Source organism: Nonomuraea jabiensis (genome assembly GCF_014204795.1).
Lineage (GTDB): Bacteria > Actinomycetota > Actinomycetes > Streptosporangiales > Streptosporangiaceae > Nonomuraea > Nonomuraea jabiensis.
Genome location: NZ_JACHMB010000001.1, coordinates 3,265,163 through 3,290,431, shown reverse-complemented (window position 1 = coordinate 3,290,431; position 25,269 = coordinate 3,265,163). Strand labels below are relative to the sequence as shown.

The following is a 25,269-nucleotide window of genomic DNA, read 5'->3' as shown; positions in this document are numbered from 1 at the left end:
GGGGTGGAGGCCTGGCCCGGTGTGGCCCGAGCGGCGGCCTTACGCCGGGGCCGCATCGTGGCCTCGGTGCGCGTGGCCCCGGCGGTGATGCGGGGCCCTGGTCGAAGCCGCCCCCGGATCATGAGTGCCGCCCGTCGAGGGGCTCAGCAGTGCTTAGCCCCTTGAGTGGTGTCGGTGCTGCCGACGTCACCGGGACGACCTTGATCACCTCGTACGTCATGCCGCACGTGGTGTGCTGCGTGCCCGGGTGGCGGTGGACGTGCCGACGTCCGCAGCTTGGGCAGGGATCGACGACCAGGCGCCCGCTGGGTGTCGGCTTGCCTGTGACGATGAAGGGCATCACGCACCGCCGAACGGGCCGTGGTCGCTGGGTGTCGGTCGGCCGCCGCTGGGCGGGTCGCCGCCGGCGTCGTGCCACCCGACCGTGGCGGCCTGCCAGAGGATCGTCAGCCCGAGCCAGAGCTTGCGCAGCGACCAGCCGAGCAGCCAGGGCACGAGCACGATCGCGGTCAGTAGCGCGCGGCCGGGATGGGCCTGGCGGGCCCGCTCGGTGATCTCTTCAACGGGGATGGTGAACATGCGGTGTTCCTCTCCTTCGGGTCTGGACGGCCCGTGATTGGGCCTGGCGTGAGGCGTGTGGACCGGTGCAAGATGCCCGCATGGTCAAGGGTTTGGCCCTGGCGGGCGGCTTGGCGGTCCTGGTCCTGGCGGCTATCGCGACCGTGGTCCTGGCGCTCTCGCCTGGCACCGATGCCAAGCCTCCGGCGGCGGCGCCAGTCGCGGCGAGTCAGGCCGCGCCCCCGGCGCTGTTCGCGCTGCGCGGGGCTGTGATCCTGGAGCGTCCCTGGGTCTCCGCGAAGCCTGGCGACGCGCCGTTCAGCTGCACGGGTGCCGAGTCGTACGCGGACATCCGGCAGGGCGCCCAGGTCGTCGTTACCGACACGTCGGGCACGACCATCGGCCTGGGCAAGCTCGGCGCTGGGCAGCGAGACGATCGGGGCTGTGTGTTCCAGTTCGAGGTGGCGAACGTCCCGGCCGGTCAGCCCTTCTACGGCGTCGAGGTGCCTCTCAGCGGGCGGCGGCAGTACACGGCGTCGCAGGTGGCCTCTCACTTCGAGCTGCGCGTTGAAGTCCCGTAGGGCGGTCACAGTGCCCCCTGATCGGCCGCCCGATACTTCTGGAGGAAGCACGCCACGTGCACCCATGAGCCGCCGCGGCCGACACGGCACACCCGTTGCCCAATACGCATGGTCATGCAGCAGAGCGGGCACCGACCGTGGTCGTGCCTCGCCTTGCGGACGTGTGAGGCGATCACGCGGCATCACCGCCCGGTTCCACCGCTTCCAGGTGGCCAGCCGCGGCGGCGGCGATGCGCGGATCGTAGTTCGGGTTGGGGCCCTCGTTCGACGACCGGTAGGGCTTCCATCGGCTCGCGGGCTTGCCCTTGCCGACGACGCCGAGGCTTGCACGCGCACGCGCGATGGCCTGGTCCTTCGGTAGCGGTTCGCCTTCCTCCTCGGCCACCGCCGGGGTTTCGCCGGATGGCGCCGCGCTCTGCGTGGCGGCGCCGGTCGGCGCGGAGGTCTCTGGGAGATCCTTTAGAGGATCTCCAGAGAGAGGGTCGCGTACCGATTTCGGTACTGGTCCGGTACCGAAATCGGTACTGGTCGCGCGTGATTTCCGTACCGGTCCAGGCTCAAAATCCGTACCGGTCTGGTCGCTAGCTGTACCGGTATCGAAATCAGTACCGGTACTGATTTCGATACCGGTCGCCGCTGGCAAAGCGAGCCAGTACACACGGATCTGCTTGTGGCCGGGACGCGGCCCGGCGTCTTCGAGCCACCCAGCACCAAGCAGATCCTGATGGACCTTCGCCACGGTGTTCCGCGACCGGATCCCGGTCTGCTGCATGAAGCGGCCGTAGACCACCCACGCGCGGTCACGCTCGCGGTTGGTGCGGGCATGGTTGGCGTAGCAGAGTGCGGCGATCTTCTGTGTGCTCGTCAGCGACGACTCCCACACAGCGTCAATGTAGACCTGGTCCGGCCATAGTCGCTGGTCGGGCTTGCGGTCCGCGTTCGCCACCATGACGGCGCGGTGAAGGCGGGCACTGCCCGCTGGACGCTCCGACATCAGGCCGCCAGCGTGCCGCGCTGCCGCGCCAGGGTCTCGAGGTCGCGGAGCTCGGCGAGCCGACCCAGCACGCGCGCCCGGTCGGCCGGCCTCAGACCGCGCAGCGCGTGAACCGTGCGGCGAGCATGGGTGTGCCGTACGCTGGTCGCGTCGAGCCCGTTGATATCGACTCTGGAGGCCGCCCTTGCCCGGGGGCGGCCTTCTGCGTTGTCCTCAGGCGGCATCTGCGCCACCCCTGGCCACGCGAGGACCTTGGAGGAGCATGGCCAACTTGTCGCGCTGTTCCTGGCTCAACGGTGGCGCGCTATCCACTAGGGCCTGGATGTAGTCGGCGGCCCGTGCCGCCTTGAGGTCAACGCGTGCGCGCTCCTCGGCCTCCTTATCGCCGGTCTGTCTGGCGCGGGCCAACCGCGCTCGCGCGTTGGTCCACGATGGTGCGATGCGTTCCACGAAGTCCCCCTGGACTTCCCGGACGGCAGGCCCTCCTGATAAGGGCTTGCCGCGTGGCCGCGCTTCGGTTCCTCTTCGCGCAGCCACGACCTTGGCGACGGCATGGGGGACGGCATCGGGCGCGAACCGAGCCTGTGGATAAACCGTCGTCGTGCGGGCCAACTGCTCGCCCGGCACCGCCGCCTATCCCGAGGCGGACTGTGATCATTATTGCTAAGTCGGGATAGCCGCGCCAGTTTCGACACGAACACTAGGCCTAATTAGCTACCGCCCTTTAGCTAGCGATACGGCAAATCGCCCAAAAATCGAACATTTAGCGCCAGTCGATTTTTACGCTCGCGGGATCGAATACGCGGCGGCCCGGTCCAGCCGGCAGGATGGTCACGGTCATGAGCACGTCCACGACGGCGCGCTGCCGGTCCAGCATGAGCCCGTCCCAGACGGCCGACACGTCATCAGCCTTCACGAGGTCGGCGAGCACTGGCACGCGTTGCACGTCGCCCATGGCCGCCTCGACCTCGGCCAGGCGCGCGGCCACGCGCTCGTTTGCGGTTCTGAACTGCACGCGGGTCATCTCACCGTCGCCGAACGCGGCCGCAATGTCCTCCTGGCGGGCCCGCAGGGTCATGGCCTCTCCTCGGAGGGCCGCGAGATCTGGCGCGTCCTCGTTCACGAGCAGGTCGGCCGCATCTGGCCGGGACAACCGCTCAACAACGACGCGGGCAACCAGCTCGTCGACCGGCGCCGCGTTGCGCGTCAGGTGGCCGGGCGATCGCTTGCATCGATATACGCGCCTGGCGTCGTCGCGGTATGTGCAGAGCATCACGCTCTCAATATCCTGGGCGGCGCACACGCCGCAGTGTGCGAGGTTCGTCAGCAGCCACTTCCGCGAGCTGCCCACCTTGTTCGTGCGGCGGCCAGCGTCGGTCAGGATGGCATGGGCCGCTCGCCATGTCTCCTCAGCGACGATCGGCGGCCACGAGCCCCCGTACAGGTCGCCGTGGTACTCACGCAGGCCCGCGTTGCGCTCGTTCATGAGTACGCTGCGCACGCTGTTGTGTCCCCACGCGCCGCCCGTCGTGGTCCGCCATCCGGCCTCGTTGAGCCACTTCGCGATGCTCGACAGGCTGGCGCCAGTGAGTAGCAGTCGGTACGCCTCGGCGACCACTTCGGCCTCCTCGGCGACCAGTTCGCCGCCCGTACGGGCGTAGCCGAATGCCCGGCGACCGGTCGGCGGGCGGCCATCACGCACGGCCTGCTCCATCTCACTCACCTGCCTCTCGCTCTTAACTTCAACCTCCATCGAATCGAACTCGCCCAACAGCCCAGCCATCGCCCGACCGTACGCCGTGGCGAAGTCGATCTCAGGGCCTTTCACCATGATCAGCCGCACGCCGTACTTCTTGAAGAACTCGATGCCAGCGGCCCGCTCTTTGCGATTCCTCCACAACCGCGACAAGTGGTAAATGATCACGATGCGAATCAGGCCCGCAGCGATGGCGGCCAGGAGGTTCTCGTACTCGGGACGGTGCTTGGCGTTGGTCGCGCTGATGTCGTTGTCGACGAACTCGCGGGGCTCCGGCAGGCCCAGCCGTTGAGCGATGCCGCGCCCGTCGGCGAGCTGCCGCTTGACGCCAGCCTCCTGTCCCATCTTGTCGTCGCTGATCCTGGCGTACAGGGCGGCGAGGAGTGCCGACTCGCTCTCTGGCAATGGCGTCATGAAGTGAACAATACATGCCGCTTCTGCCAGACGCCGTTCATGTTCGGCGGGCAGTTCCGCCACCGCTCGGTCGCCAGCGTGCGCGAGCACGTGCGCGGGATGGTCGACCGGGGCCTGCGCGACATCCGCTTCATCACGCCGACCTCACTCTCCTACGGCTCCCCCGGCCCCGATCCCGACCTGGGCAAGGTGGAGGAGCTGCTGGCCGGGGTCAAGGAGGAGCTGCCGCCGCGCGGCCGGGTCTTCTTCGGGAGCTTCCCCTCGGAGGTACGGCCCGAGCACGTCACCCCCGAGGCCATGCGCATGCTCAAGCGCTACGTGGCCAACGACAACCTGATCATCGGCGCCCAGTCCGGCTCCGACAAGGTGCTGGCCGCCTCGGGCCGCGGCCACGACACCTCACCGGTGCGCGACGCCGTCAGGATCGCGGTCGAGCACGGCTTCCGGCCGAACGTCGACTTCATCTTCGGCATGCCGGGCGAGACCGAGGAGGACCAGGAGCAGTCGCTGAAGCTCGCCTCCGACCTGGCCGAGCTGGGGGCCCGCATCCACACCCACACGTTCATGCCGCTGCCCGGGACGCCGTGGCGGGACGCCGAGCCCGCGTTCATCCCGCTGGCGACCATGAGCGAGCTGGACCGGCTGGCACAGCGCGGCGACGCCTACGGGCACTGGCGCAAGCAGGCCGAACACGCCGTACGGCTGGCCGAGACGGCCAAGGCCTACCCGCGGCGGGCACGGCGCCGGCGCACCGGCTAGTGATCGTCGTCGTCGAAGGTGTGCATGACCCGCTCGAACGCGTCGCTGACGGGACGCAGCGCCTGCGCGAACGCGTTGACCAGCGGACCGAAGATCTCCGTCACCTCGGTCAGGAAATCGGGACTCTTGGTTTCGGGAGGCGACCAGCGCATGGCGTCCGCGCTCAGCGTCTCCCACTCGTCGACGACGCCGTCGATGGCGTCGAGCACGTGGTCAGGATCGCTTGGCATGACCGTTCCCCGTGGAAGAAGGGTCGTATCACCCCTACGGTACTTCAGGCGGGGATGGACACGCCCACTCCGCCTCGGGTCGTGGCGCCGTACCTCTCCTTGTCGGCGGCCAGGTCGAGCGGGCGGATGCGGGCGCGGGCGGCGAGGACCTCGTCGGTGATCAGCGAGGCCGGCACCAGCCACGACACCTCGAACTCCAGCCCGTCGGGGTCCTTGGCGTAGAGCGCCTTGGTGGTGCCGTGGTCGGAGGAGCCGACCAGCGCGCCGAGCTCGCTCAGCTTGACCGCGACCCGCTCCAGCTCGTCGAGGGTGTCGACCTCCCACGCCAGGTGGTAGAGCCCCACGGACGTCCGGCCGGCCGGGGACGAATCCGCGTCGGGGCCGATCTGGAACAGGCCCAGGTCGTGGTCGTTCGTCGAGCCGGGGGCCTGCAGGAAGGCGGCGCCCGGCATGCCCATCACGACGTCGAAGCCGAGGGCCTCGCGGTAAAAGGCGACGCTGCGCTCCACGTCACGGACGTAAAGGACCGCGTGGTTGAGTCGCTGAACAGGCATGATGTGCCCCTTTCCGGGCCGAGTCCCGTCTCAAGTATATGAGAGTTCAACTAAATTGGGACCGTGACGAGATGGCTGGATGCGGACGAACAGCACACCTGGCGGAACTTCCTGGCGGCGACCCAGCTCATCAACGAGGCGCTCGACCGCCAGCTCCAGCGGGACGCGAGCATGCCGCACACGTACTACATGATCCTCGTGGCGCTCTCCGAGGCGCCCGGGCGGTCGATGCGGATGAGCGAGCTGGCCGCCAGGGCGCAGAGCTCCCAGAGCCGCCTGTCGCACGCCGTGTCACGCCTGGAGGAGCGCGGGTGGGTCCGCCGCGAGCGCTGCCCCGACGACGGGCGCGGCAGCTTCGCGGTGCTCACGGACGCCGGGTTCGCCGCGCTGGCCGCCGCCGCGCCCGGACACGTCGAGGAGGTACGGCGCAGCCTCTTCGACGTGCTGACGCCCGAGCAGGTGCGCCGGCTCGACGAGATTTGCGTCGCAGTGCGGAACACGCTGGAGGGGTAGCGAGCGAACTGTCGTGCCGAGGCCGTAGGTTTCTCCGGGTACCCGAACAAGGAGAGGCCGATGCACGACACCGAAGAGGCGCTGTTCCGGGCGGTCCACGGCATCGCGGGGCGGTTCGCCGGCCAGCCCGTGCCCGTGGTGATGGAGGCGTTGCTGCGCCACCTGCCCGAGGCTCCGGGCCTCGAGGTGGCGGAGATCCGCAAGATCGCCGAGGAGATCAGCGTGGGACGTGATCCCTCGGGCTTGTGAACAGCTGATCGCCAGGGGAGCATCGAGACATGTACGAGCCAACTCCTGAAGATCGATTCACGTTCGGTCTGTGGACGGTCGGCTGGCAGGCGCGCGATCCGTTCGGGGACGCCTCGCGGGCGCCGCTCGACCCGGTGGAGAGCGTGCACCGGCTGGCCGAGCTCGGGGCCTACGGCGTCACCTTCCACGACGACGACCTGCTGGCCGTCCAGCCCGATCGCGACCGGGCGATCGCGGCCTTCAGGAAAGCGCTTGCCGAAACCGGGCTCAAAGTGCCCATGGCGACCACCAACCTGTTCACCCACCCCGTCTTCCGCGACGGCGCCTTCACCAGCAACGACCGTGACGTGCGGCGGTACGCCCTGCGCAAGGTCATGCGCAACCTCGACCTGGCCGCCTCGCTGGGCGCCACCACCTACGTGTGCTGGGGCGGCAGGGAGGGGTCCGAGTCCGACGCGGCCAAGGACGTGCGCGCGGCCCTCGGGCGCTACAAGGAGGCCGTCGACCTGCTCTGCGGCTATGTGCGCGAGCGCGGCTACGGCATCCGGTTCGCCCTCGAGCCCAAGCCGAACGAGCCGCGCGGCGACATCCTGCTGCCCACGATCGGCCACGCCCTCGCGTTCATCGGCGAGCTGGAGCACCCTGAGATGGTGGGCCTCAACCCGGAGGTCGGCCACGAGCAGATGGCCGGGCTCAACTTCGTGCACGGCATCGCGCAGGCGCTGTGGCACGGCAAGCTCTTCCACATCGACCTCAACGGGCAGCACGGCCCGCGCTTCGACCAGGACCTGGTCTTCGGGCACGGCGACGTGATGAGCGCCTTCTTCCTGGTGGACCTGCTGGAGCACGGCGGCTACGACGGGCCGCGGCACTTCGACTACAAGCCGCTGCGCACCGAGGACGCCTCGGACGTGTGGGTGTCGGCCGCCGCGAACATGCGTACGTACCTGATCCTGCGGGAGAAGGCACGCGCCTTCAGGGCCGACCCCGAGGTGCGCGAGGCCCTGCGGGCCTCCCGCGTCGAGGAGCTCGGCCTGCCCACGCTCAACCGCGGCGAGACGCTGGCCGATCTCGCCTCCGACGACTTCGATCCGGACCGCGCCGCCGCGCGCGGATACCATTTCACGCATCTCAACCAGCTTGCGCTGGAGCACTTGTTAGGAGTTCGTGGGTGACGCTGGTCGCTGGGGTCGATTCTTCGACGCAGAGTTGCAAGGTCGTCATTCGTGACGCGGAGACGGGCGCGCTGGTCCGGCAGGGCCGCGCGCCGCATCCCGACGGCACGGAGGTGCATCCGTCGCACTGGTGGGACGCGTTGTTGCGGGCCATCGAGGAGGCCGGCGGGCTGGACGATGTGAGCGCTATCAGTGTGGGCGGGCAGCAGCATGGCATGGTCTGCCTGGACGAGTCCGGAAATGTCGTACGTGACGCCCTGTTGTGGAACGACACCCGTTCCGCCCAGGCCGCCGCCGACCTCGTGACGGAGCTGGGCGGGCCGGAGGCCTGGGCCACCGCCGTCGGGTCGGTGCCGGTCGCCTCGTTCACGGTGACCAAGCTGCGCTGGCTGGCCGAGCACGAGCCGGACAACGCGGCCCGTACGGCGGCCGTCTGCCTGCCGCACGACTGGCTCTCCTGGCGCCTGGCCGGCGCGTTCGCCTCGGGGACGTTCTCGGCCGACTCCCCGGTGCCGCCGCTCGACCAGCTGGCCACGGACCGGGGGGACGCCTCGGGCACGGGCTACTGGTCGCCGTCGGCGGGCGCGTACCGGACGGATCTGCTGAAGCTGGCGTTCGGCTCGATCCCGCTGCTGCCCCGGGTGCTGGGGCCGGCCGAGGCGGCGTACGAAGGGAGCGCGGCGCTGATCGCGCCGGGCACGGGCGACAACATGGCGGCGGCGCTCGGCGTGGGCGCCCGTTCCGGCGACGTCGTGGTGTCGCTGGGCACCTCCGGCACCGTGTTCGCGGTCGCGGAGTCGCCCAGCGCCGACCCGTCGGGCGCGGTGGCCGGCTTCGCCGACGCGACGGGACGGTTCCTGCCGCTGGTGTGCACGCTCAACGCCGCCCGCGTCATGGACGCCGCCGCCCGCATCACCGGGGTGAGCCTGGACGCCCTGAGCGATCTGGCTCTCCAGGCCCCGCCGGGGGCGGACGGGCTGACGCTGGTGCCGTACCTGGAGGGCGAGCGCACCCCCAACCGCCCGACCGCGACGGGCTCCGTCCACGGGCTGACCCTGGCCACCTCGACCCCCGCCCACCTGGCGCGGGCGGCCATCGAGGGCATGCTGTGCGGCCTCGCCGACGCCCTCGACGCGCTGGGCACCAAGCCGGAGCGGGTGCTGCTGATCGGCGGCGCGGCCCGTTCCGAGGCGGTCCGCCGCATCGCCCCGACGATCTTCGGCGTCCCGATCACGGTGCCGCCGCCGGCCGAGTACGTCGCCAACGGCGCCGCGTACCAGGCCGCCACGCTGGTCACCACGCCGGACTGGCGGTCGGAGGAGACGGAGACGTACGAGGGGGACGCCGTCCCCGCGATCCGCGACCGCTACGCCCGCGCCACCACCCACATCCTCGACTGACCGTCGTCTCCGGCCGGCGCCCCTGACTTTCGACAGGGGCGCCGGTTGACCATCGGCCGATGACCGGCCCCCCTCGCCGGCGCCAGGCTCACTCCCATGAACACCCCCTTCCCCGGACGATGGATCGGCGGCGCCACGCTCATCGCCGGGCCGATCATCATGTGCGCCGGATACCTGCTGCGTCACCTGAGCACGGTCACCGCTCTCACCCCTCAGCAGCAGGCCTGGGACGAGGCACAGCCCTTCGCCGCCTACGGCCAGCTCCTCGCCTACACCTCAGAGCCCTTCATGCTCACCCTCTCCTACGCGGTGTTCGCGCTGGGGGCGTTGCTGCTCTTCCCCGCCTTCGTCGCCCTGGCCCAGCAGGCGGGCGGCCACCTCGCCTACTGGGGCGCCACGCTGCTGGTCGTCGGCCTCTTCGCCCGCCTGTACTTCGCCGGCGCCGACCAGACCGCCTTCCAGCTCACCGAGGTCATCGGCCTGGACCAGACGACGAGCGCGATCATGAAGGAGTACGTGGACATCTCCTACGGGCCGTGGCGGGTGCCGGTCTGGGCCTCAGTCGGCCAGTACGCGGGCTCGCTCCTGCTGGCCGTCGCCGCCTGGCGCTCGGGCCTGCTCGGCACCGCCCGGGCCGTGATGGTGCTGCTGGCCGGGGGCACGTGGATGGGCGTGCTGAAGGGCGCCTCCGTCCCCGACGTGCTGGTCACCGGCCTGCTCTGCGTGGCGCTGGTCCCGCTGGGCGCCCGGATGCTCCGAGACCGGCTGCCCGCCGCGGGCGGCCGGCAGAAAGCGCTGAGCTGGTGAGCAGGGCCGCGGCGGCAGGTAGGAGCTGAAGTGGTCGGCCACGATGTCCGCCACAGCCTCCGCATCATCGGCCCCGTCCACCTCCAGCACCCGGATGCCCAGACGGCGCGCCGAACGGACGGCCTCATCGGCGACGAGCCGGTCCCGGGCGAGCCGGTTGCGCTGGGCTCGTTCAGGATCGCTGACTTGATGACTGACGGCGGCGGCACGGGGCAGCTCGCGAACCTGGCGCCGGCGGAACCCTTCGCTCGGCACCATGACGATCATTCGCCAGGGCGAGTCGATGATGGGAGCGACCAGTTCGGGCCGCAGCCCCCAGCCTTCGGCGATGACCGGTCGCCCCGAGACCAGGCCGCGCAGGTCGTCCAGGGCCCATTCGAAGCGCACGGGAAAGCCGGCCAGGGTCTCGTCGGCCATTTCCTGCGGGCTGGTGTTCACCCAGACGGCGTCCGGGTCGGGCTCCGCGATGGGCTCGGGCTCGCCGAGCCGTACGCGGCGGGCGATCCGACGGTCGTTGTGTGCGCGTGCGTCGTGGTAGTCGTAGTGGTAGGCGGTCAGGCCGTACCGGCCGGCCAGCAGCCTGGCGACGGTGGATTTGCCGGCCCATTGTCCGCCTCCGATCCACAGGGCGTTGTGCAAGGTGCCGAACGGATCCCAGACCTCGCTGCTCATGGCGTTCACGGTTACAGCATTGCGACGGCACCGGCCGAAGAAACAGTCTTGTTCTGCCTGGCCGGACGGGTGACGATCGTAGAGAGAGGGCTCTTGCCGATGGCCCGGCGGATCAGCTCGTCATGCGTAGGTCGGTCGCGGTCAACAACGACGAAAGTCTGATGCCCTCCGCGGCCAGCGCCGCCGCGCCCCCTTGTTCGCGGTCGATGACGCACAGTGCCTCGCCGACCTGGGCTCCGAGGCTCCGCAGCTCAGCGGTGGACAGGACGATCTGGCCGCCGCTGGTGACGACGTCCTCGACCACGAGAACCCGCCGCCCCTCCACCTCCGCGCCTTCGGCCAGTCGACAGGTCCCGTACGCCTTGGCCTGCTTACGGACGAACGCGCACGGCAGGCCGGTGTGCCGGCCGAGGGCGGTGACCACCGGGATCCCGCCCATCTCAAGCCCGGCCAACACCTCGATGTCCCCCGGGACCAGGGAAGTCATGGCCCGAGCGATGTCATCCAGCAGAACAGGGTCACCCTCGAACCTGTACTTGTCGAAGTACTCGGTGGCGGTACGTCCTGAGCGGAGCACGAAGTGGCCGGTGAGGTGGGATGCGGCATGAATCCTGCGAGCCAGGTCGGAGCGCGTCACAGGCACCCAGTCTCCCAGAGACGCGGAAAACATGCTCAGGGCCGCGGCGCCGTCGGCGGCGACGTCCACGCCGTCCGCCGCGAATGCGACTGAGCCGGCTCTAGCGGAGGAACACCGGCAGGGCCCTGGGCCCCTCGGTGATGAGTGACGAGGTGTAGGAGACCTCGCCGGGCTGGACCGCCAGCCGCAGATCGGGGAACCTGCCGAACAACGACGCCAGCGCGATCCGTGCCTCGAGTCTGGCCAGCGGTGCCCCCAGGCAGAAGTGCGGGCCGCGGCCGAACCCCAGATGCGCGGCCGACTCCCGCGCCGCGTCGAACCGCCCTGCCTCCCCGCCGAACCTGTCCCGGTCCGTCCCGGCGCTGCAGAGGCCGACCATGATGGGCTGCCCCGCCCCGACCGTCACCTCGCCGAGCCGCACATCCCTCAGCGGATACCGGAACAGGACGCTGACCACGGAGTTCCTGCTGCGCAGCGCCTCCTCGACCACCTGCTCCCAGGCGTTCTTCGCGCGCGCGAAGGCCAGTTGCTCCGGGTCCGAGCACAGGGCGCAGACAGTGTTGGCGATCAGGTGCACCGTGGTCTCGTGGCCGGCGATGAGCACCAGCCACAGGATCCATAACATCTCGCTGTCGGACAGGCGATCGCCGTCGTCCTCCTGCGCCCGGATCAGCCCCGTGGTGAGATCGTCACCCGAATCGTCGCGCTTGCGCTCGATGAAGGCCGCCAGATACCCGAGCATCCCGGCGTTGGTGGCGAGCATCTCCTCCGGCGAGGTGGTGTGCTGCAGCAGCGTGTGGCTCCAGTCGCGGATCTGCTGCTGTTCGTCATGCGGCACGCCGAACAGCTCGCAGATCACCATGACCGGCAGCGGCTCGCTGAAGAAGCGCACGAGGTCCACCGCGTCATCCTGGTCGGGCATCCGGTCGAGCAGTTCGTCGGTGATCTGCTGGATGCGCGGGGCCAGCCCCTGAACGCGGGCGGGGGTGAAGGCCCGGTTGACGAGCCCCCGCAGCCGCCGGTGGTCCGCGCCATCCTTGGTCAGCAGGTGTTCACCCTCGATGAGCTGGCGCAGCGGCCAGTCAGCGGGGATGGTGCCGTCATTCAGCGCCGTGAAGTTCCCCGGGTCCTTGCTGAACAGCGTGCCGTCGTTGGTCAGGACCTCGTTGACCAGTTCGTACGAGGTCACCAGCCAGGCGGGCACCTGGCCCGGGAGCTCGATGCGCAGGATCGGCCCGCGCTGGTTGTGGTAACGGCGGATGGTCTCGGACGTCCGCTCCGACGGCACGGGGATCTGGAGAGGAGTAGCCATGAGAATCCCTCACGATGGGATGAGCATCCCCCTCACTTTCCGCGTTGCGCTCGCCCGGGCCAAGTCGCGAACGTTGTCACTGCCGAGCCCCCAACATCTGCCGCTCCCGCCATTGCGAAGGACCACCAGCCCGGGCTCGCCTCTCATGGCTTGCCGGCTTGCCTTGTTCGGGTAAGGCTGAGCCGGCGCGGGTGATCGGTCACGTCCACCACCCCGAACCCTGGCCCCCCGCTCCTCGACCTCGCAGACTCCCCTCTGGATACGCCCTCCTCGCAACCTGCCGCATCGATCAAGGCATCTTTGCATTGTTACCTACAGTTATGGGCATATAGCTCTCCGTATCACCAATAGGCCGTCTTGTCTGAAAGATGCCTATTTGTCGGGGAGTGGAGGCATCGACGATGCGGAACGGCCGAACCATACTCGTCAGCACGTTCACGGCTGTGCTGCTGCTGACCGCAAGCTGCACCTCGGGTGGCTCGAACCCACCAGCGCCCGCCGGCCCGCAGGAGCGGGCCCTCGCAGCCAAACTCTCGATCACCCCGGCGAACGGCACGAAGAAGGTGCCCCCGGACACGAGGGTCAGCGTCAAGGCCACCTACGGCAAGGTCACCAAGCTGACCGTCGCCGACGCCAAGGGGCATGAGGTACGCGGGACCCTGGGCGCGGACGGGACGTGGCGTCCCACGTGGCCGTTGCGGCCCTCGACGGCGTACACGGTGAGCGCGCAAGCCACCGGCACGGACGGCAAGCCCGTGACCGCGCGGTCCACGTTCACCACGCTCAAGCCGAAGCGGGTGCTGGAGAGCGGCATGTCCCCGCTGGACGGCGAGAAGGTCGGGGTCGGCATGCCCGTCCAGCTCCTGCTGTCGCGCCCCGTGACCGCCACGAGGGACCGGGCCGCGGTCGAGCGGTCGCTGGAGGTGCGGATGTCCAAGCCGGTCGAGGGCGCGTGGAGCTGGGTGAGTGACCGCGAGGTCCAGTTCAGGCCGCGCGAGTACTGGCCGGTCGGCGAGAAGGTCACGGTGGTCGCGCACCTGGCCGGGTTGCGTGCCGGGCGGGACGTGTGGGGCACCAGGGACCGCAGCCTGACGTTCACCGTCGGCGACGAGCACATCACCAAGATCCGCAATGCCACCCACCGCGCGGTCGTGCGGGAGAACGGCAAGGTCGTCAGGACCATCCCGGTCAGCCTGGGCAAGAAGGGCGACGAAAGCTGGTCCGGCGTCATGATCGCCCAGGAGAAGGCCGCGGAGACCCTCATGGACTCGGCCACCATCGGCAGGCCCGGCGAGTACTACGCCCGTACCAAGTGGAATGTCAGGATGACCTACAGCGGCATGTTCTTCCACGCCGCCCCCTGGTCGACCGGCGCGCAGGGCAACAGCAACGTCAGCCACGGCTGCGTGAACGCCAGCATGGCCAACGCCCGCTGGTTCTACAACTTCACGCAGCGGGGAGACATCATCGAGGTCACGGGGACGTCGCGGAAGCTCGAGTTCGGCAACGGGCCGACGCCGTGGGCGAAGTCGTGGGACGACTGGCTGGCGGGCAGCGCCCTCGGCAAGTCGATCAACGCCTGATGGAAGAAACCACGTCGGGAGTGCGCACCCTTGCGGCGAATTGACGGTGCCCGCCCGTGCGGGCATGATCTCGACTCGGTAGTTCATCCAGAGGATCTGAGGGACCTGGCCCTGTGACGGTCCGGCAACCTCCCCGGCGGGGAATCCGCGGGAAAGGTGCCAATGCCAGGAACGATGAGGGAGAGCTGATGAGCGTGCGGCTTGACGTTCCTGTCCTTGCCGGTGATCTGGTGCGGTTGGAGCCGCTGGCGATGCGGCACGCGCCAGAGCTCGCGGAGGCGGTCGAGGAGGATCGGTCGTCCTACGACTTCACGCTGGTGCCACGCGCCCACGAGATACCGGACTACCTGGCGGCCCAACTCTCACGCGACGGGCTCACCCCGTTCGCACAGGTCCGGCTCAGCGACGGCAGGGCGGTGGGCTGCACCGGGCTGTGGGATCCTCGCGGGTGGCCCGATCGGCCCGGCCTGCGGGCGATCGAGATCGGCTTCACCTGGCTGGCCGCCTCGGCGCAGGGCACCGGGATCAATGCCGAGGCGAAGCTGTTGCTGCTCTCGTACGCGTTCGACGTGCTCGGGGTCGCCCGCGTCGACCTGAAGACCGACGCCCGCAACCATCGCTGCCGCCGGGCCTTGGAGCGGCTCGGCATCCCCTTTGAGGGCGTGTTGCGCGCCTGGTCCATGTCGTGGGCGCGCGGCGAGAAGGGCAAGGTCCGCGACTCGGCCATGTTCGCGGTGGTCGCCGAAGACTGGCCTACCGTCAAGCCGGTCCTGCAAGCCCGTCTCACCCGGTCTTGCCGAGAGATCTCCGGCCTGTGATCATTTCCGCATGATTACTCCTGGCCAGGTGGTGCCCGATGGTGGCGGGTACGTCCATTCGTACGAGATCACGGCCCCTGCACGCGTGGTACACGTCAGCGGGCAGATCCCCGTGACCGCGGACGGCACTGTTCCCGAAGGCTTCGCGGCACAGTGCCGCCAGGTGTGGGCCAATGTGGCCGCCGTCCTGGCGCATCACGACATGGTTCTGGCTGACCTGGTGAAGGTGACCACGTTCCTGTCCGATCGGGCCTACCGCGCGGAGAACTCGGCCATCCGCCGCGAAATCCTTGGTGATCACAGCCCGGCACTCACCGTCATCATCACGGGCATCTACGACGAGGCATGGCTGCTGGAGATCGAGGCGATCGCCGCACGGTAGGAACGTACGCTTGGTCGGGGGTGTAAGCGTCCATCGCGTCACGTACGCTGCCGGACCGTTGGGTCCGGCAAAGGTCCGGCATGGTCCGCCGCCAGGCGGGCCCGGCAGCCATATGGCGCGATCTACAGGCCGAGGCGTTCCACCTCCGTCGCCTTCGCCTTGAGCGTCCTGGACGAGGACGGAGTGGAGGCGAACTCCTCCTCCTGGTAGCTGACCTCATCCCCCTGAATCGTGAACGTGTTGACGGCCGGGCCGTCCTCGAGGCCGGTCACCTCGTAGGTGACCTGATACTCCTGCTCCGGGTTCAGCGCCGGTCCGGAGTAGCTGACGCGGATGCTGTAGGTGACGTTGCAGCCGGCGCTGCCGAAACACTTCTTTTCGAGGATCTTCACGCGGATGCCGAATTCCTCAGGGTCCGGTGTGTGCGTGAACGAGGCCGGGCGGGCGGAGGTGGTAGCGGCTGCCGAGGGTGTGCCGCTCGCGGAGGCGGGGGCGGACAGTGGTCCTTTGGTGACAGGGGCACAGCCTGCCAGCAGCAGGCCGGCGATCAGGGCGCCGGGCAGGACGGTAAGGGTACGCATGGGTTCTCCTTCTCGGGTGATGGAAGCGTGGGCGAGCACGCATGCGTGCCGGTTGACGTGCGCTTTCTCAGCGGACATTTCGGGTGGCCGTCTCGATCGCGGCCGATGACGCACCCTGAGCCACGAGCCCACGAGCCCACGAGCCCACGAGCCCACGACGGCACAACGCGCACGCCGGGGTGCCAACCTCAGGGCGCAATACGGCGTCGCCGGGCATCCGTAAGGGCACGGCTGGCGCGCGAGAAGCGCCACCTCGCCTCATCTCGCGCCGAGGCGCCTCCGCCGACCCAGGCCCTGACTACGGACCGAGTACGCGATCCGGCGGGGCGTCTGGGAGGATCCGCGGCCGGCGACGTGGGTCGACGAGGTGATCGCCCGCATCCTCGGCGAGGGTCTCTCGCAGTCATTACCGTTAGCGCAATGGTCCGGCATCGGGTCAACCAAGATCAAAGAGCCCTGCCCCGCGATCCCGGGACAGGGCTCTCACCTGCAGAGGACCTGACCCGTGCGGACGTGCGCACTGCTCCAAGACACCCCGGTACCTGACCGTGTAACCAGCCAGTAGACCAGGCACCGATGATTTCCGGGCGGCAGTGTCGTCAAAAGCATCAGCGACAGGCCACAGACGCCGCCGCCACGCGAGCGCTGCGGCCCGGGGCACGCACGTTCCCCCCAGACGACCCGAGACCACGGAGTTCTGACCATGCGGAAGCTGATAGCGACAGTGTTCAACTACTCCCTCGACGGCCTCCTCGCCGACGAGGGCACCGAGTTTTGGAAGTTCTGCTTCGACCTGCCCGAAAACCGTGAGCCCGACGCCCCGGCGCACCTCGACTTTCTCCAGAGCGCCTACGCGCACATCATGGGCCGCACCGCCTACGAGGGCATCGCCGAGGGCATGACAACGTCCACCGACCACCCGTTCGCCGACATCCTGAACGCCGGGCGCAAGGTCGTCTTCTCCCGGACCCTGAAGGCGGCCGACTGGGCCAACACCACTATCGCCGCTGGTGACACGGCAGAAGAGATCGACAAGCTCAGGCTGGGCGGCGACGGCCACATCGTGGTCTGGGGCGGCGTCAGCCTCTGGCGGTCGCTCATGCGGCTCGACCTGATCGACGAGCTCCAGCTGAGCATGTTCCCCTACGTCGCAGGCGAGGGCACCCGGCTGTTCGACGGCGTCCCCAAGTCCTACCAGCTCGACCTGGTCTCCAGTACCGCCTCCAGCAACGGGATCGTATATCTGCAGTACCGGCAACACCGCTGACCCAGCGACCGGACATGCACGACGAGCGGCAGTCACGCGGGCACGCTACCTGGCCGAGGAGTCCACGACCCAGCTCGAACCAACCAGCGACAACGGCGGCAGGACCCCCACCGAGCGCTACACCCACGTATCCACACGCCTGATGTGCGACGCGGGCGAGCGGCTCGCCTCCGCTCTCTGGGAAAATCCCTAGCCGTTGCAACCGAAGATCAAAAGGGCCCTCTCCCCAACTACGGGAGAGGGCCTTCCGCCTGCGGAGGATCGGGGATTTGAACCCCGGAGGGGCGGTAAACCAAACCGCATCAGCAGCTCGAGTCTTGGGTGTCCCTATTGGTTCACCTGGACCACCTGGCCGCGTTGGTCTCCCTGGACGGGCTATATACGAGACGGGATTGCAACTAGAACTGCAACTAGACCAGCCCCACTGCCGCCTGATCGCCAAGCGCGGAGTGACGGACATCAATGTAGCCATCGCTCATCGCCGACCTACCGAGTCGACACGCGCCGAGTCGAGCGCGGAAACCTCAGAGCCATGAAATCTCGGCAGCGAGATCGCTACAGGTCGTTTGCGCTGCGCGCAGGGGTCATTAACGACCGCTCAAGGTCGCCCGGATATGGCGCGGTTGCTGCTGCGGTTGTTGCCCCCGGCCCACCGCCGCACGATGGGCCAGATTCTCAAATCATGGCACATCTGCGCAAATCGGAATTCGGGAGCTACACGTCGGGATAATATCCATTTAATGGCGAATATCCGGACATCAAGGACACGCTCTCTTTTCGCTCCTTGCTGATTGTTTGCCTGCCTCATAAAAGTGCGTACGTCTTTCATGTTTGACGCTGGGGTATCTCCCTTGTCGCACTATCGCAGCGGGGTGGGTGGATACAAAAAGTACAGCTCCGGCATCCGCGCTACCGCGGCACCATTCACGAACTCGATCTGACACAGGTCAACGAGCCTCAGGAAATTACCTGACGTTCTCGCCAGGAATGCTCACCACGGAAAGGAATGCCCTATGCCATTCATCATGCGCAACACACTCCCCAAGCCGGCCGCACGTACACTCACCGCCGCCGTCCTCACCGCAGCAGTCATGACGCCCGCGGTCGCGGCGTCCTCTGTCCCCAACCCGGCCGAGGCATACATCTCGAGCGTCAGTGCGAACGGAAACGGGTGCCCGCCCGGGACATGGGAGGCGGCGATCAGCCCCGACGGGAAGACGTTCACGGTTACATTCAGCTCATACGAGACGCTCATCGAACCTGGTGGTGATGCTTCGGATAAGGAATGCACGCTCTCGCTGAACGTGCATACGCCGCCGGGGACCTCGCTTTCCACCGCCAAGTTCTCCTACCAGGGCTACGCGCTCATGGACCAAGCAGGGATGAGCGCGACGCAGAGCGCAAGCTACGACTTCCTCGGTGCTCCCCTCCCGGCTCAGTCGGTTCGCTCGCAGATCTCGGGGCCACACGACGACACGTACCTCTTCTCCGACCGGATCTTGCTTCACGACGACGTGGCGTCGGCGCAGGGCGCAACCCGCGCGCTAAAGGTGGAAACGGGCCTGGTCCTCACCAACAACCCCGCAAAGACCGGCAGCGGCTTCTTCAACACCAACAGTGTCGACGGGACGCTCCAGAACGGACCGGGCTGCACCATCGACCGGCGCACCGCCACCTCGGGGCAGACCATCGTCGGCACCTCGGGCGCCGATGTCATCTGCGGGTCACCGTTCGCCGACCGTATCGCCGCGCTGGGCGGCGACGACGTCATCCTCTCCTTCGCGGGCAACGACCGGGTCTCCGCCGGTGGCGGCAACGACACCGTCTTCGGCGGCAACGGCGACGACGACATCAGCGGCGACGACGGCAACGACACCCTCGACGGCGAAGCCGGCAACGACCGGATCCTGGGCGGGCCGGGCACCGACACCGCTAACGGCGGGCCGGGCACCGATTCCTGCGTAGCCGAGACGACCACCTCCTGCTGAGTCAGGTCGACGCTCCTGCCACAAGAGATGCACGATCCACGGGACACCAGCCGACCTGCAAGCCGGGCCGCACCAAATCAGGCCATGCCTGCTACAAGCGGCCCTGCCTCAAGGACTGCGCCGGCCCTGCGGACAAGTGCCCCAAGCGCACCCGCGGCGGCCTGGTCTTCCGCCAGCGCAAGGGCAAGAGCAAGCTCACCCTCCAGTGCCCGCTCGAACTCCTCGCCCAGCTCAAGGCACATCCGAGGTGCAGGATGCCGAGCGGGAGAGGGCGGGAGATCGATGGGAAGACCGTGGCCTGGTGTTCGCGACCAAGCACGGCTCTCCCATCGAGCGCACCGAGGACTGCAAGATCTGGAAGTCCATCCTTCAGCAGGCCGGCGTCCGAGACGTCCGGGTTCACGACGCTCGCCACACCGCCACGACACTCCTCATCGAGCAAGATGTGAACATCCGGGTCGTTCAGCAAGTGCTCGGCCACACCCGAGTGACCACCACCGAGCGCTACACCCACGTATCCACACCCTTGATGCGCGACGCGGGCGAGCGGCTCGCCTCCGCACTCTGGGGAAATCCCTAGCCGTTGCAACCGAAGATCAAAAGGTCCTCTCCCCAACTAGGCGCATTCGAGGGGTCGTCGCAACACACGTGATCAATTGCTGTCAGCGGTCGGCATAGCCGCGAGAACGTCCGCGCTGACCCCGCGCGTTGCGGCGATGGCCGCCCGCTCCCTCGATAGCGGGGAGTGGGCGGCCGTTCGTCTGCGTGTTCATGCGATGCGGACGGCGGCGAGGTTCTGCGGGAGCCGACGCATGTGACGGGGGAGCGCCTGGCCAAGGTCGGTCACTCTGTCCAGCGCATCGGGCGTGGAGACGCTGACACTGGGGTCAGGGGGTCACGCTGAGAGGCGTGAGCCAGTGGATCTCCAGGTCTTCTCGTAGGTAGTCCATGCGGTGCTCCTGGAAGTGTGCGAGTTCGGGACGCGCGAGATGCGCGCGCAGGTCGTCGGCCGACCGCCACAGTTCGTAGAACACGAACGTGCTGGGGTCTGCCACGTCGCGGTGGACCTGATACTGCATCGAGCCAGGCTCGGCCCTGGTCGGCTCCACGAATGACAGCAGCAGCCGCTCCAGCTCATCGGCACGCTCGGGCTTCGGCCGGGCGAAGCCGTAGATACCGACCGCCCCGCCTCCTTCAGGTACGACAATTTTCATACCTGCCAACGCTAGCCATCAGACCAGGTATGATGCAAATCGTACCTAGGAGTGAGTCATGGATCTGGGCAAGGTGTTCCGCGCGCTGGCCGACGACTCCCGCCGCCGGGTCGTGGCCGAACTCGCGGCCGATCCCGAAGACCGGGAGCGCGCCTGCGGCTCGTTCGACCTGCCGGTGAAGAAGGCCGCGCGCACGCATCACTTCCGGGTGCTGCGCGAGGCAGGGCTGATCATGCAGCGTGACCACGGCAACGGCAGCGCCGTCTCACTGCCCAGGCAGGACATCGAGCGTCATCTGCCCGGCCTGTTGCAGCTCCTGTCCGAGGAGCTGAAGTCCGGCAGCGCGACGGGCAGAACCGGGAACACTGCGGCTGATTAGCCCACCAGGAGCACTGGCCGTCCTGCTGCTCCCACAGGTCAGAGGCAGGCCGTCATGAGCTCGGTGAGGCGCTGTGCACGAGACTCCCAGCCGAGCGTCTTGCGAGGTCTGAAGTTCAGCTCGGCGGCGACGGCGTCGAGCTGGTGGCGGATGTGAACGGGCAGGTCGGTACCTTTGGGGAAGTACTGGCGCAGCAGGCCGTTGGTGTTCTCGTTGGAGCCGCGCTGCCAAGGGCTGGCCGGGTCGCAGAAGTAGACGGGGATGTCGGTGGCGAGCGTGAACGCCCGGTGAGCGCCCATCTCGCTGCCCTGATCCCAGGTCGAAGAGCGCTTGAAATGAGCCGGCAGCGTGGCCATGGTCTCCACCAGAGCGTCGCGCATGCGCTCGGCGCTGCGGTCGATCGGCAGGTGGACGAGCATCACGTAGCGGGTGGTCCGCTCGACCAGGGTGCCGATGGCCGAGGTGCCGTTCTTGCCAATGATGCAGTCACCTTCCCAGTGGCCGGGCACGGCCCGGTCATCAGCCTCGGCCGGCCGCTCGCTGATCATCACCATGGGCGCGCTGTAGCGGGGTTGGCGCTGCTGGGCATGGCGACGGGGCTTGCGCATGTCGCGGCCGGCTCGGGCCTGCGCCGCGTGCGGGCGGTACTGACCATTGGCGGGGTGCCGGTTGCGGCGGATCTCCCGACTGATGGTCGAGGACGCACGACCAGCTCGCGCGCGATCTCGCGGATCGACGCCTTCTCCCGCACCCGGTCGGCGATGTGAATTCGCTCGGTCTCGTTCAGGTAGCGGCCACGCACGTCTGGGGGCCGCCGATGTGATCGGTAGCGCCCCCATGTGCTTGCCGGTCGGATTGCGTCCGTTACGCCATCGCCGACCGGTCCGGAGGTTGATGCCGACGATCCGGCATGCCTCCTTGTTGCTCAAGCCCTGCTGCACGAGCCGCAAGTATGCCGCTCGCTCACGGGAAAGGGCCCTGCGTCCCCGCGCGCGCTCCCGGTCCTCCCGGATCTCGAAGTCCATCGCATCCCCTCATCTGGGGTGTTGCGACGACCACTGGAAGGAGGGCTACGGGAGAAGGCCCTCCGCCTGCGGAGGATCGGGGATTTGAACCCCGGATGGGCGGTAAACCCAAACCGCATCAGCAGTCCCCTGTCCGCCGTGATCGCCTAGAACTGAGGATGATCGATGAGTACCGAATCCCCTGGTCAGCCGCCTCACACCAGTACCGAGGATGACTGATGACTACCGAGCATTGCCAGGGAGTTGGGTCCGGCAATGGTCCGGCACGGTCTGCCAGACCACCGCCGGCGGGAACGCACCCCAACGCGGGACGTCAGGTCTTCCCGGGCGGCTGACGGCCGGCCGCCGGCCCACATCCACGCTTCCGCCCGCCGAGCTCCATACCCCGCGTCATACTGTGCGCTATCTCCCCGACACTTGGAGTCACCATGCGCATGCTGAGGCTCACAGCCGCCACCCTGATCGCTGCCGCGCTCTTGGCCACCGGGTGTGGCACCACCACGGCCACGGACACAGGAACCAGCGGAGCTGCGGCGTCGGCCGCCTCCACGCCGCCCGCCGACGGCGGCAGCTACACCTCACCCCGCGACATCGTCACAAAACTCAAAGCCGCCGGCATCGCCTGCGACGACTACGAGCCGATAGCGGGCGCCACCGGCGCCAAGGATCGGGGATCATGCCAGCAAGGCGATCTTGTGGTGTCGATCTACGAGCGTGAAGGCGACGTCCAGGCTCAAGTTGAGTTCGAGGAGTCTCTCGGTATCGGCGTCTCGCTGCTGACCGGCCGCAACTGGACCGTCAACCACGACGACCGCGCCACACTGGACACGGCCCGATCCGTCCTCGGCGGCACCCTGGTCAGCAAGCCCTAGCACGACCCGACTACCTCGGCGTCCTGCGGTACACGGCCGAGCAGCTGCGCCAGCCGGTGGAGATGTCGCTCGGCCGCGGCCGACGTCCTACTGCTCTGCCTCTTCGCCGCGCGGGCCGCGTGTACGGCCTCCCGAATCGCGGGATCGAGTGCCTGGCGTTGGCTCCCCGACTCATGCCAGCGAAGCGGACGAGGTCGACCTAGCGCCGGCGCGTGGGGAGAGCTACCCAAGAGAACGCAGGCATATCGAGCGTTAGGCTTTGGGCGCCGCCGGGCCTGGGGTCAGCGACGACGTTCACAAATGGGGGCGACGAATGACTATCAGCCGCCGCCCCCAATTCCATCGTTTTGTGCGTGACCGCATCTACTCAACCATAGTGGCGGCTACTATGCCGACCAAATGATAGTTCAAACGCGGTCATTCGGGTCGGCGGGCAAGACGTAATCCCAGCTACGCCCCTGGCCGGCGTGTGAGCCCCCAGCAGGGCATACGCCGTTACTGGAGGCGTTGCCGTTCCACCACAGGCCAAAGCATTTGGCACAGGCCCGCCAGTTGTGCTGCATCGCCATGTCGCGCGTTAGCCCCACATCCTCCGGAGCTTTCTGATCTACCATCGGTGTCCTTTGTTTGAAGGTGCAGTCTAAACCTCTTTCGAACCAATACCCCCAGATCGGCCGCACAGCCTCTCCTCATAACCAAACATCCTTAACGGCGACCTTTTCGAGCACGTGCTGGTGGGAGTCGAGCAGGTGTTGCAGCGCGAGCAGAGGAGCCATCCCACCGCCCAGTCTCCGATGCCACGGTCGTGGTCGATTACCAGAAAGCCGCGGCTCGTCGCGACGATCATGCTGGCGGCCGGCGTCGACATGAAGTACATCTCGGCCACGCTCGCCACAGCTTCACGGCGGACGTGTACACAAGCGTCGTCCCCGACGTCGCCCAGGCGGCCGCGGACGCGACCATCGCGGCGATCCCGCGAGCTGTGGAAAACCATGATCGTTAGCGCAATGGTCCGGCAATGGTCCGGCATCGAGTCAATCAAGATCAAAGAGCCCTGCCCCGTGATCATGGGGCAGGGCTCTCACCTGCGGAGGATCGGGGATTTGAACCCCGGATGGGCGGTAAACCCAAACCGCATTAGCAGTGCGGCGCCATAGACCTGACTAGGCGAATCCTCCTGGAAGCCTTCGCGGCTCAGGACAGCGTACCGGCCTTCTGGCGAGGCGGCAAAGTGATTGATCCCCGTCCTTCGCCAAGAGTTATCAACAGCCTGTGGGTAACTGCCTGTGGATGAAGCCCGTCCAGAGCGTGGACGGGCTTCGAGGCTGTGGATAACCAGGTTACGCGGCCGGGTTGGCCTCGCCCTCGATCTCAATCTTTACCTTCTTGCCCACCAGGACGCCGCCGGTCTCCAGGGCCTGGTTCCAGGTCAGGCCGAACTCCTCGCGGTCGAACTCCGTGGTGATCGAGAAGCCCCAGACCGGAGCGCCCCACGGGTTGGTGCCGGCGCCGCCGTACTCGACCGTGAGCTCGACCTCCTTGGTGACGTCACGGACGGTCAGGTCGCCGACGACGGTGAACTCGTCGCCGGAGTGGCCGACCACGCGGGTGCTCCTGAAGGTGATCGTCGGGAACTTCTCCGTGGCCAGGAAGTCGTCGCTGCGCAGGTGGCCGTCGCGGTCGGCGACCCCGGTGTCGATGCTGGCGGCCTGGATCGTGAGCTCGGCGCTCGACTCGAGCGGGTTCTCGGCGATCGTGACGGAGCCGCTGAAGGAGCCGAAGTGGCCGCGGACCTTGCTGACCATCATGTGCTTGACCATGAAACCGATGCGGGTGTGAGCCGCGTCCAGGTTGTAGGTGCCGGCGGCGGGGATGGTCAGGGACTCCCAGGTGCGGGTGGTGGTCATCGGGGTTCTCCTCGATTGGGGTTCGTTGCGGTGCGGATGTCTGCGGCAACAAATTTCTACACGAGGAATATTCCGCGCGTCAACTATCGTCAGTTACGCTATGAGAGTGATGAACTTTGACGACCACCGGCTGACGGCCGTTGGGCTTCTGACGGAGGTGCATGGGGGTCTGCTGGCCAGACTCCAGCCAGTGCTCAGCGGCGCGGGGTTGTCGGAGATCGATTTCGAGACCGTCATCCGGCTGGCCCGCTCCCCGGGTCAGCGGCTGCGGATGAGTGATCTGGCCGCGCAGACCGAGTTGTCGACGAGCGGGGTGACCAGGGTCGTCGACCGGCTGGAGCGGGAAGGGCTGGTGACCCGGCAGGCGTGCCCGAGCGACCGCAGGGCCTCCTATGCCGTACTCACCGAGGCCGGAAGGGCGCGGCTGGAGTCCGTGCTGCCGCAGCACGTGCAGGACATCGAGGACTGGTTCACCGGGCTGCTGGGAGCGGAGGAGCTGGAGGGGTTCCTGGCCACGCTGCGGAAGATCAGGGATGTGGTACGGCCCTGTGCCACCGCAGGGGCAAATGGGGCAACTGAAGCAACTGGGGCGCAGGCCGTAGCATGCGCGGCGGAAGCCGCCATGAGGCCGAGGTCGTAGGT

Annotated in this window: 27 protein-coding genes, 1 tRNA gene, 1 pseudogene and 1 riboswitch; of the genes and pseudogenes, 16 read left to right on the top strand and 13 right to left on the bottom strand. The window is 67.9% G+C overall.

All coding sequences use genetic code 11. From position 1 onward, the window contains the following. Positions 1–339: 339 nt before the first annotated feature. Entirely contained in the window at positions 340–579 is a 240-nt protein-coding gene (locus HD596_RS14710; protein WP_185069780.1) for a hypothetical protein, read from the bottom strand. An 80-nt stretch (positions 580–659) separates the two neighbouring features. Here HD596_RS14710 and HD596_RS14705 point away from each other — a divergent pair, with 80 nt between their 5' ends. Then, positions 660–1,139 carry a hypothetical protein gene (locus HD596_RS14705; RefSeq protein WP_185069779.1) on the top strand — a complete coding sequence of 160 codons (480 nt, stop codon included), beginning with the start codon at positions 660–662 and terminating at the stop codon, positions 1,137–1,139. Between the two features lie 172 nt (positions 1,140–1,311). Here the strand turns inward: HD596_RS14705 and HD596_RS14700 are convergent, their stop codons facing one another. The 3 genes from HD596_RS14700 to HD596_RS14690 form a co-directional block, all read right to left on the bottom strand. Beyond that, positions 1,312–2,088: a hypothetical protein gene (locus tag HD596_RS14700; protein ID WP_185069778.1), complete on the bottom strand. Its 777-nt coding sequence runs from the start codon at positions 2,086–2,088 to the stop codon at positions 1,312–1,314. Between the two features lie 44 nt (positions 2,089–2,132). After that, positions 2,133–2,357 (bottom strand): hypothetical protein, encoded by a 225-nt coding sequence (locus tag HD596_RS14695; RefSeq protein WP_185069777.1) that lies wholly within the window; start codon positions 2,355–2,357, stop codon positions 2,133–2,135. Between the two features lie 539 nt (positions 2,358–2,896). Beyond that, positions 2,897–4,303: a recombinase family protein gene (locus HD596_RS14690; protein ID WP_185069776.1), complete on the bottom strand. Its 1,407-nt coding sequence runs from the start codon at positions 4,301–4,303 to the stop codon at positions 2,897–2,899. A gap of 3 nt (positions 4,304–4,306) precedes the next feature. On the opposite strand from HD596_RS14690, the gene HD596_RS14685 reads away from it, so the two are divergent. Beyond that, positions 4,307–5,062 (top strand): TIGR04013 family B12-binding domain/radical SAM domain-containing protein, encoded by a 756-nt coding sequence (locus tag HD596_RS14685; RefSeq protein WP_313044056.1) that lies wholly within the window; start codon positions 4,307–4,309, stop codon positions 5,060–5,062. Here HD596_RS14685 and HD596_RS14680 read toward each other — a convergent pair. Continuing rightward, positions 5,059–5,292, bottom strand: a complete 234-nt coding sequence (locus tag HD596_RS14680) for a hypothetical protein (RefSeq protein WP_185069775.1) — start codon at positions 5,290–5,292, stop codon at positions 5,059–5,061. The genes HD596_RS14685 and HD596_RS14680 overlap by 4 nt on opposite strands. Before the next feature lie 44 nt (positions 5,293–5,336). Continuing rightward, the gene (locus HD596_RS14675; RefSeq protein ID WP_185069774.1) at positions 5,337–5,846 is read right to left on the bottom strand and encodes a VOC family protein; all 510 of its coding nucleotides are present in this window, start codon (positions 5,844–5,846) and stop codon (positions 5,337–5,339) included. Between the two features lie 63 nt (positions 5,847–5,909). Between HD596_RS14675 and HD596_RS14670 the strand changes: the two genes are divergently transcribed. From HD596_RS14670 to HD596_RS14650, 5 genes are all read left to right on the top strand, one after another. Then, a complete protein-coding gene (locus HD596_RS14670; RefSeq protein WP_313044053.1) occupies positions 5,910–6,359 on the top strand; it encodes a MarR family winged helix-turn-helix transcriptional regulator in 450 nt (149 codons plus the stop codon). 60 nt (positions 6,360–6,419) lie between these two features. Further along, positions 6,420–6,608 carry a hypothetical protein gene (locus HD596_RS14665; protein WP_185069773.1) on the top strand — a complete coding sequence of 63 codons (189 nt, stop codon included), beginning with the start codon at positions 6,420–6,422 and terminating at the stop codon, positions 6,606–6,608. 29 nt (positions 6,609–6,637) lie between these two features. Beyond that, complete coding sequence (xylA, locus tag HD596_RS14660) at positions 6,638–7,783, top strand: xylose isomerase (RefSeq protein ID WP_185069772.1); 1,146 nt, start codon at positions 6,638–6,640, stop codon at positions 7,781–7,783. Next, the gene (gene xylB, locus HD596_RS14655) at positions 7,780–9,183 is read left to right on the top strand and encodes a xylulokinase (protein WP_185069771.1); all 1,404 of its coding nucleotides are present in this window, start codon (positions 7,780–7,782) and stop codon (positions 9,181–9,183) included. Before xylA ends, xylB begins: the two co-directional genes overlap by 4 nt. Before the next feature lie 96 nt (positions 9,184–9,279). Then, complete coding sequence (locus HD596_RS14650; RefSeq protein ID WP_185069770.1) at positions 9,280–9,990, top strand: hypothetical protein; 711 nt, start codon at positions 9,280–9,282, stop codon at positions 9,988–9,990. 784 nt (positions 9,991–10,774) lie between these two features. Here the strand turns inward: HD596_RS14650 and pyrE are convergent. Both pyrE and HD596_RS14640 read right to left on the bottom strand, forming a co-directional pair. After that, positions 10,775–11,305 (bottom strand): orotate phosphoribosyltransferase, encoded by a 531-nt coding sequence (gene pyrE, locus HD596_RS14645; protein WP_221519326.1) that lies wholly within the window; start codon positions 11,303–11,305, stop codon positions 10,775–10,777. A 94-nt stretch (positions 11,306–11,399) separates the two neighbouring features. Beyond that, positions 11,400–12,611, bottom strand: coding sequence for a cytochrome P450 family protein (locus HD596_RS14640; RefSeq protein ID WP_185069769.1), 1,212 nt, complete (start codon positions 12,609–12,611; stop codon positions 11,400–11,402). Positions 12,612–13,012: 401 nt separating this feature from the next. Here HD596_RS14640 and HD596_RS14635 point away from each other — a divergent pair, with 401 nt between their 5' ends. From HD596_RS14635 to HD596_RS14625, 3 genes are all read left to right on the top strand, one after another. Next, on the top strand, positions 13,013–14,194 hold the full coding sequence (locus HD596_RS14635; protein ID WP_185069768.1) for a L,D-transpeptidase: 1,182 nt from the start codon (positions 13,013–13,015) through the stop codon (positions 14,192–14,194). 80 nt (positions 14,195–14,274) lie between these two features. Beyond that, positions 14,275–14,375, top strand: a riboswitch (SAM riboswitch). Positions 14,376–14,382: 7 nt separating this feature from the next. Beyond that, complete coding sequence (locus HD596_RS14630) at positions 14,383–15,012, top strand: GNAT family N-acetyltransferase (protein WP_185069767.1); 630 nt, start codon at positions 14,383–14,385, stop codon at positions 15,010–15,012. 10 nt (positions 15,013–15,022) lie between these two features. Beyond that, a complete protein-coding gene (locus HD596_RS14625; protein WP_185069766.1) occupies positions 15,023–15,394 on the top strand; it encodes a RidA family protein in 372 nt (123 codons plus the stop codon). A gap of 122 nt (positions 15,395–15,516) precedes the next feature. On the opposite strand, the gene HD596_RS14620 is transcribed toward HD596_RS14625, so the two are convergent. After that, on the bottom strand, positions 15,517–15,975 hold the full coding sequence (locus HD596_RS14620) for a hypothetical protein (protein ID WP_185069765.1): 459 nt from the start codon (positions 15,973–15,975) through the stop codon (positions 15,517–15,519). Between the two features lie 703 nt (positions 15,976–16,678). Here HD596_RS14620 and HD596_RS14615 point away from each other — a divergent pair. From HD596_RS14615 to HD596_RS63745, 3 genes are all read left to right on the top strand, one after another. After that, positions 16,679–17,242 (top strand): dihydrofolate reductase family protein, encoded by a 564-nt coding sequence (locus HD596_RS14615; protein WP_185069764.1) that lies wholly within the window; start codon positions 16,679–16,681, stop codon positions 17,240–17,242. A 1,013-nt stretch (positions 17,243–18,255) separates the two neighbouring features. After that, on the top strand, positions 18,256–19,230 hold the full coding sequence (locus HD596_RS60385) for a DUF4360 domain-containing protein (protein WP_221519325.1): 975 nt from the start codon (positions 18,256–18,258) through the stop codon (positions 19,228–19,230). Positions 19,231–19,366: 136 nt separating this feature from the next. Then, positions 19,367–19,810, top strand: a complete 444-nt coding sequence (locus HD596_RS63745) for a tyrosine-type recombinase/integrase (protein ID WP_313044043.1) — start codon at positions 19,367–19,369, stop codon at positions 19,808–19,810. 307 nt (positions 19,811–20,117) lie between these two features. Here the strand turns inward: HD596_RS63745 and HD596_RS14600 are convergent, their stop codons facing one another. Further along, positions 20,118–20,444, bottom strand: coding sequence for a putative quinol monooxygenase (locus HD596_RS14600; RefSeq protein WP_185069762.1), 327 nt, complete (start codon positions 20,442–20,444; stop codon positions 20,118–20,120). 58 nt (positions 20,445–20,502) lie between these two features. Between HD596_RS14600 and HD596_RS14595 the strand changes: the two genes are divergently transcribed. Then, a complete protein-coding gene (locus HD596_RS14595) occupies positions 20,503–20,823 on the top strand; it encodes an ArsR/SmtB family transcription factor (protein WP_185069761.1) in 321 nt (106 codons plus the stop codon). Between the two features lie 38 nt (positions 20,824–20,861). Here the strand turns inward: HD596_RS14595 and HD596_RS61725 are convergent. Then, positions 20,862–21,848 (bottom strand): annotated as a pseudogene (locus HD596_RS61725) (IS30 family transposase). Positions 21,849–22,276: 428 nt separating this feature from the next. Here HD596_RS61725 and HD596_RS14585 point away from each other — a divergent pair. After that, entirely contained in the window at positions 22,277–22,720 is a 444-nt protein-coding gene (locus HD596_RS14585) for a hypothetical protein (protein ID WP_185069760.1), read from the top strand. 1,088 nt (positions 22,721–23,808) lie between these two features. Here HD596_RS14585 and HD596_RS14580 read toward each other — a convergent pair. Together HD596_RS14580 and HD596_RS14575 are read right to left on the bottom strand one after the other, a co-directional pair. Next, positions 23,809–23,898, bottom strand: a tRNA-Ser gene (locus tag HD596_RS14580). Positions 23,899–24,060: 162 nt separating this feature from the next. Then, entirely contained in the window at positions 24,061–24,627 is a 567-nt protein-coding gene (locus HD596_RS14575; protein ID WP_185069759.1) for a YceI family protein, read from the bottom strand. 109 nt (positions 24,628–24,736) lie between these two features. Here HD596_RS14575 and HD596_RS14570 point away from each other — a divergent pair, with 109 nt between their 5' ends. Beyond that, positions 24,737–25,267 carry a MarR family winged helix-turn-helix transcriptional regulator gene (locus tag HD596_RS14570; protein WP_246556165.1) on the top strand — a complete coding sequence of 177 codons (531 nt, stop codon included), beginning with the start codon at positions 24,737–24,739 and terminating at the stop codon, positions 25,265–25,267. Positions 25,268–25,269 lie beyond the last annotated feature (2 nt).

What these genes read in the sequence shown, in the direction of transcription:
- xylA (WP_185069772.1), top strand. Translation starts at nt 6,638, where the DNA reads ATGTACGAGCCAACTCCTGAAGATCGATTCACGTTCGGTCTGTGGACG.
- HD596_RS14630 (WP_185069767.1), top strand. Translation starts at nt 14,383, where the DNA reads ATGAGCGTGCGGCTTGACGTTCCTGTCCTTGCCGGTGATCTGGTGCGG.
- HD596_RS14575 (WP_185069759.1), bottom strand. Translation starts at nt 24,627, where the DNA reads ATGACCACCACCCGCACCTGGGAGTCCCTGACCATCCCCGCCGCCGGC.
- HD596_RS14585 (WP_185069760.1), top strand. Translation starts at nt 22,277, where the DNA reads ATGCGCATGCTGAGGCTCACAGCCGCCACCCTGATCGCTGCCGCGCTC.
- HD596_RS14675 (WP_185069774.1), bottom strand. Translation starts at nt 5,846, where the DNA reads ATGCCTGTTCAGCGACTCAACCACGCGGTCCTTTACGTCCGTGACGTG.
- HD596_RS14600 (WP_185069762.1), bottom strand. Translation starts at nt 20,444, where the DNA reads ATGAAAATTGTCGTACCTGAAGGAGGCGGGGCGGTCGGTATCTACGGC.
- HD596_RS14635 (WP_185069768.1), top strand. Translation starts at nt 13,013, where the DNA reads ATGCGGAACGGCCGAACCATACTCGTCAGCACGTTCACGGCTGTGCTG.
- HD596_RS14700 (WP_185069778.1), bottom strand. Translation starts at nt 2,088, where the DNA reads ATGGTGGCGAACGCGGACCGCAAGCCCGACCAGCGACTATGGCCGGAC.
- HD596_RS14650 (WP_185069770.1), top strand. Translation starts at nt 9,280, where the DNA reads ATGAACACCCCCTTCCCCGGACGATGGATCGGCGGCGCCACGCTCATC.
- HD596_RS14615 (WP_185069764.1), top strand. Translation starts at nt 16,679, where the DNA reads ATGCGGAAGCTGATAGCGACAGTGTTCAACTACTCCCTCGACGGCCTC.
- HD596_RS14705 (WP_185069779.1), top strand. Translation starts at nt 660, where the DNA reads ATGGTCAAGGGTTTGGCCCTGGCGGGCGGCTTGGCGGTCCTGGTCCTG.
- HD596_RS14620 (WP_185069765.1), bottom strand. Translation starts at nt 15,975, where the DNA reads ATGCGTACCCTTACCGTCCTGCCCGGCGCCCTGATCGCCGGCCTGCTG.
- HD596_RS14695 (WP_185069777.1), bottom strand. Translation starts at nt 2,357, where the DNA reads ATGCCGCCTGAGGACAACGCAGAAGGCCGCCCCCGGGCAAGGGCGGCC.
- HD596_RS14640 (WP_185069769.1), bottom strand. Translation starts at nt 12,611, where the DNA reads ATGGCTACTCCTCTCCAGATCCCCGTGCCGTCGGAGCGGACGTCCGAG.
- HD596_RS14595 (WP_185069761.1), top strand. Translation starts at nt 20,503, where the DNA reads ATGGATCTGGGCAAGGTGTTCCGCGCGCTGGCCGACGACTCCCGCCGC.
- HD596_RS14690 (WP_185069776.1), bottom strand. Translation starts at nt 4,303, where the DNA reads ATGACGCCATTGCCAGAGAGCGAGTCGGCACTCCTCGCCGCCCTGTAC.
- HD596_RS14570 (WP_246556165.1), top strand. Translation starts at nt 24,737, where the DNA reads ATGAACTTTGACGACCACCGGCTGACGGCCGTTGGGCTTCTGACGGAG.
- HD596_RS14710 (WP_185069780.1), bottom strand. Translation starts at nt 579, where the DNA reads ATGTTCACCATCCCCGTTGAAGAGATCACCGAGCGGGCCCGCCAGGCC.
- HD596_RS14625 (WP_185069766.1), top strand. Translation starts at nt 15,023, where the DNA reads ATGATTACTCCTGGCCAGGTGGTGCCCGATGGTGGCGGGTACGTCCAT.
- HD596_RS14665 (WP_185069773.1), top strand. Translation starts at nt 6,420, where the DNA reads ATGCACGACACCGAAGAGGCGCTGTTCCGGGCGGTCCACGGCATCGCG.
- HD596_RS14680 (WP_185069775.1), bottom strand. Translation starts at nt 5,292, where the DNA reads ATGCCAAGCGATCCTGACCACGTGCTCGACGCCATCGACGGCGTCGTC.
- HD596_RS60385 (WP_221519325.1), top strand. Translation starts at nt 18,256, where the DNA reads ATGCCATTCATCATGCGCAACACACTCCCCAAGCCGGCCGCACGTACA.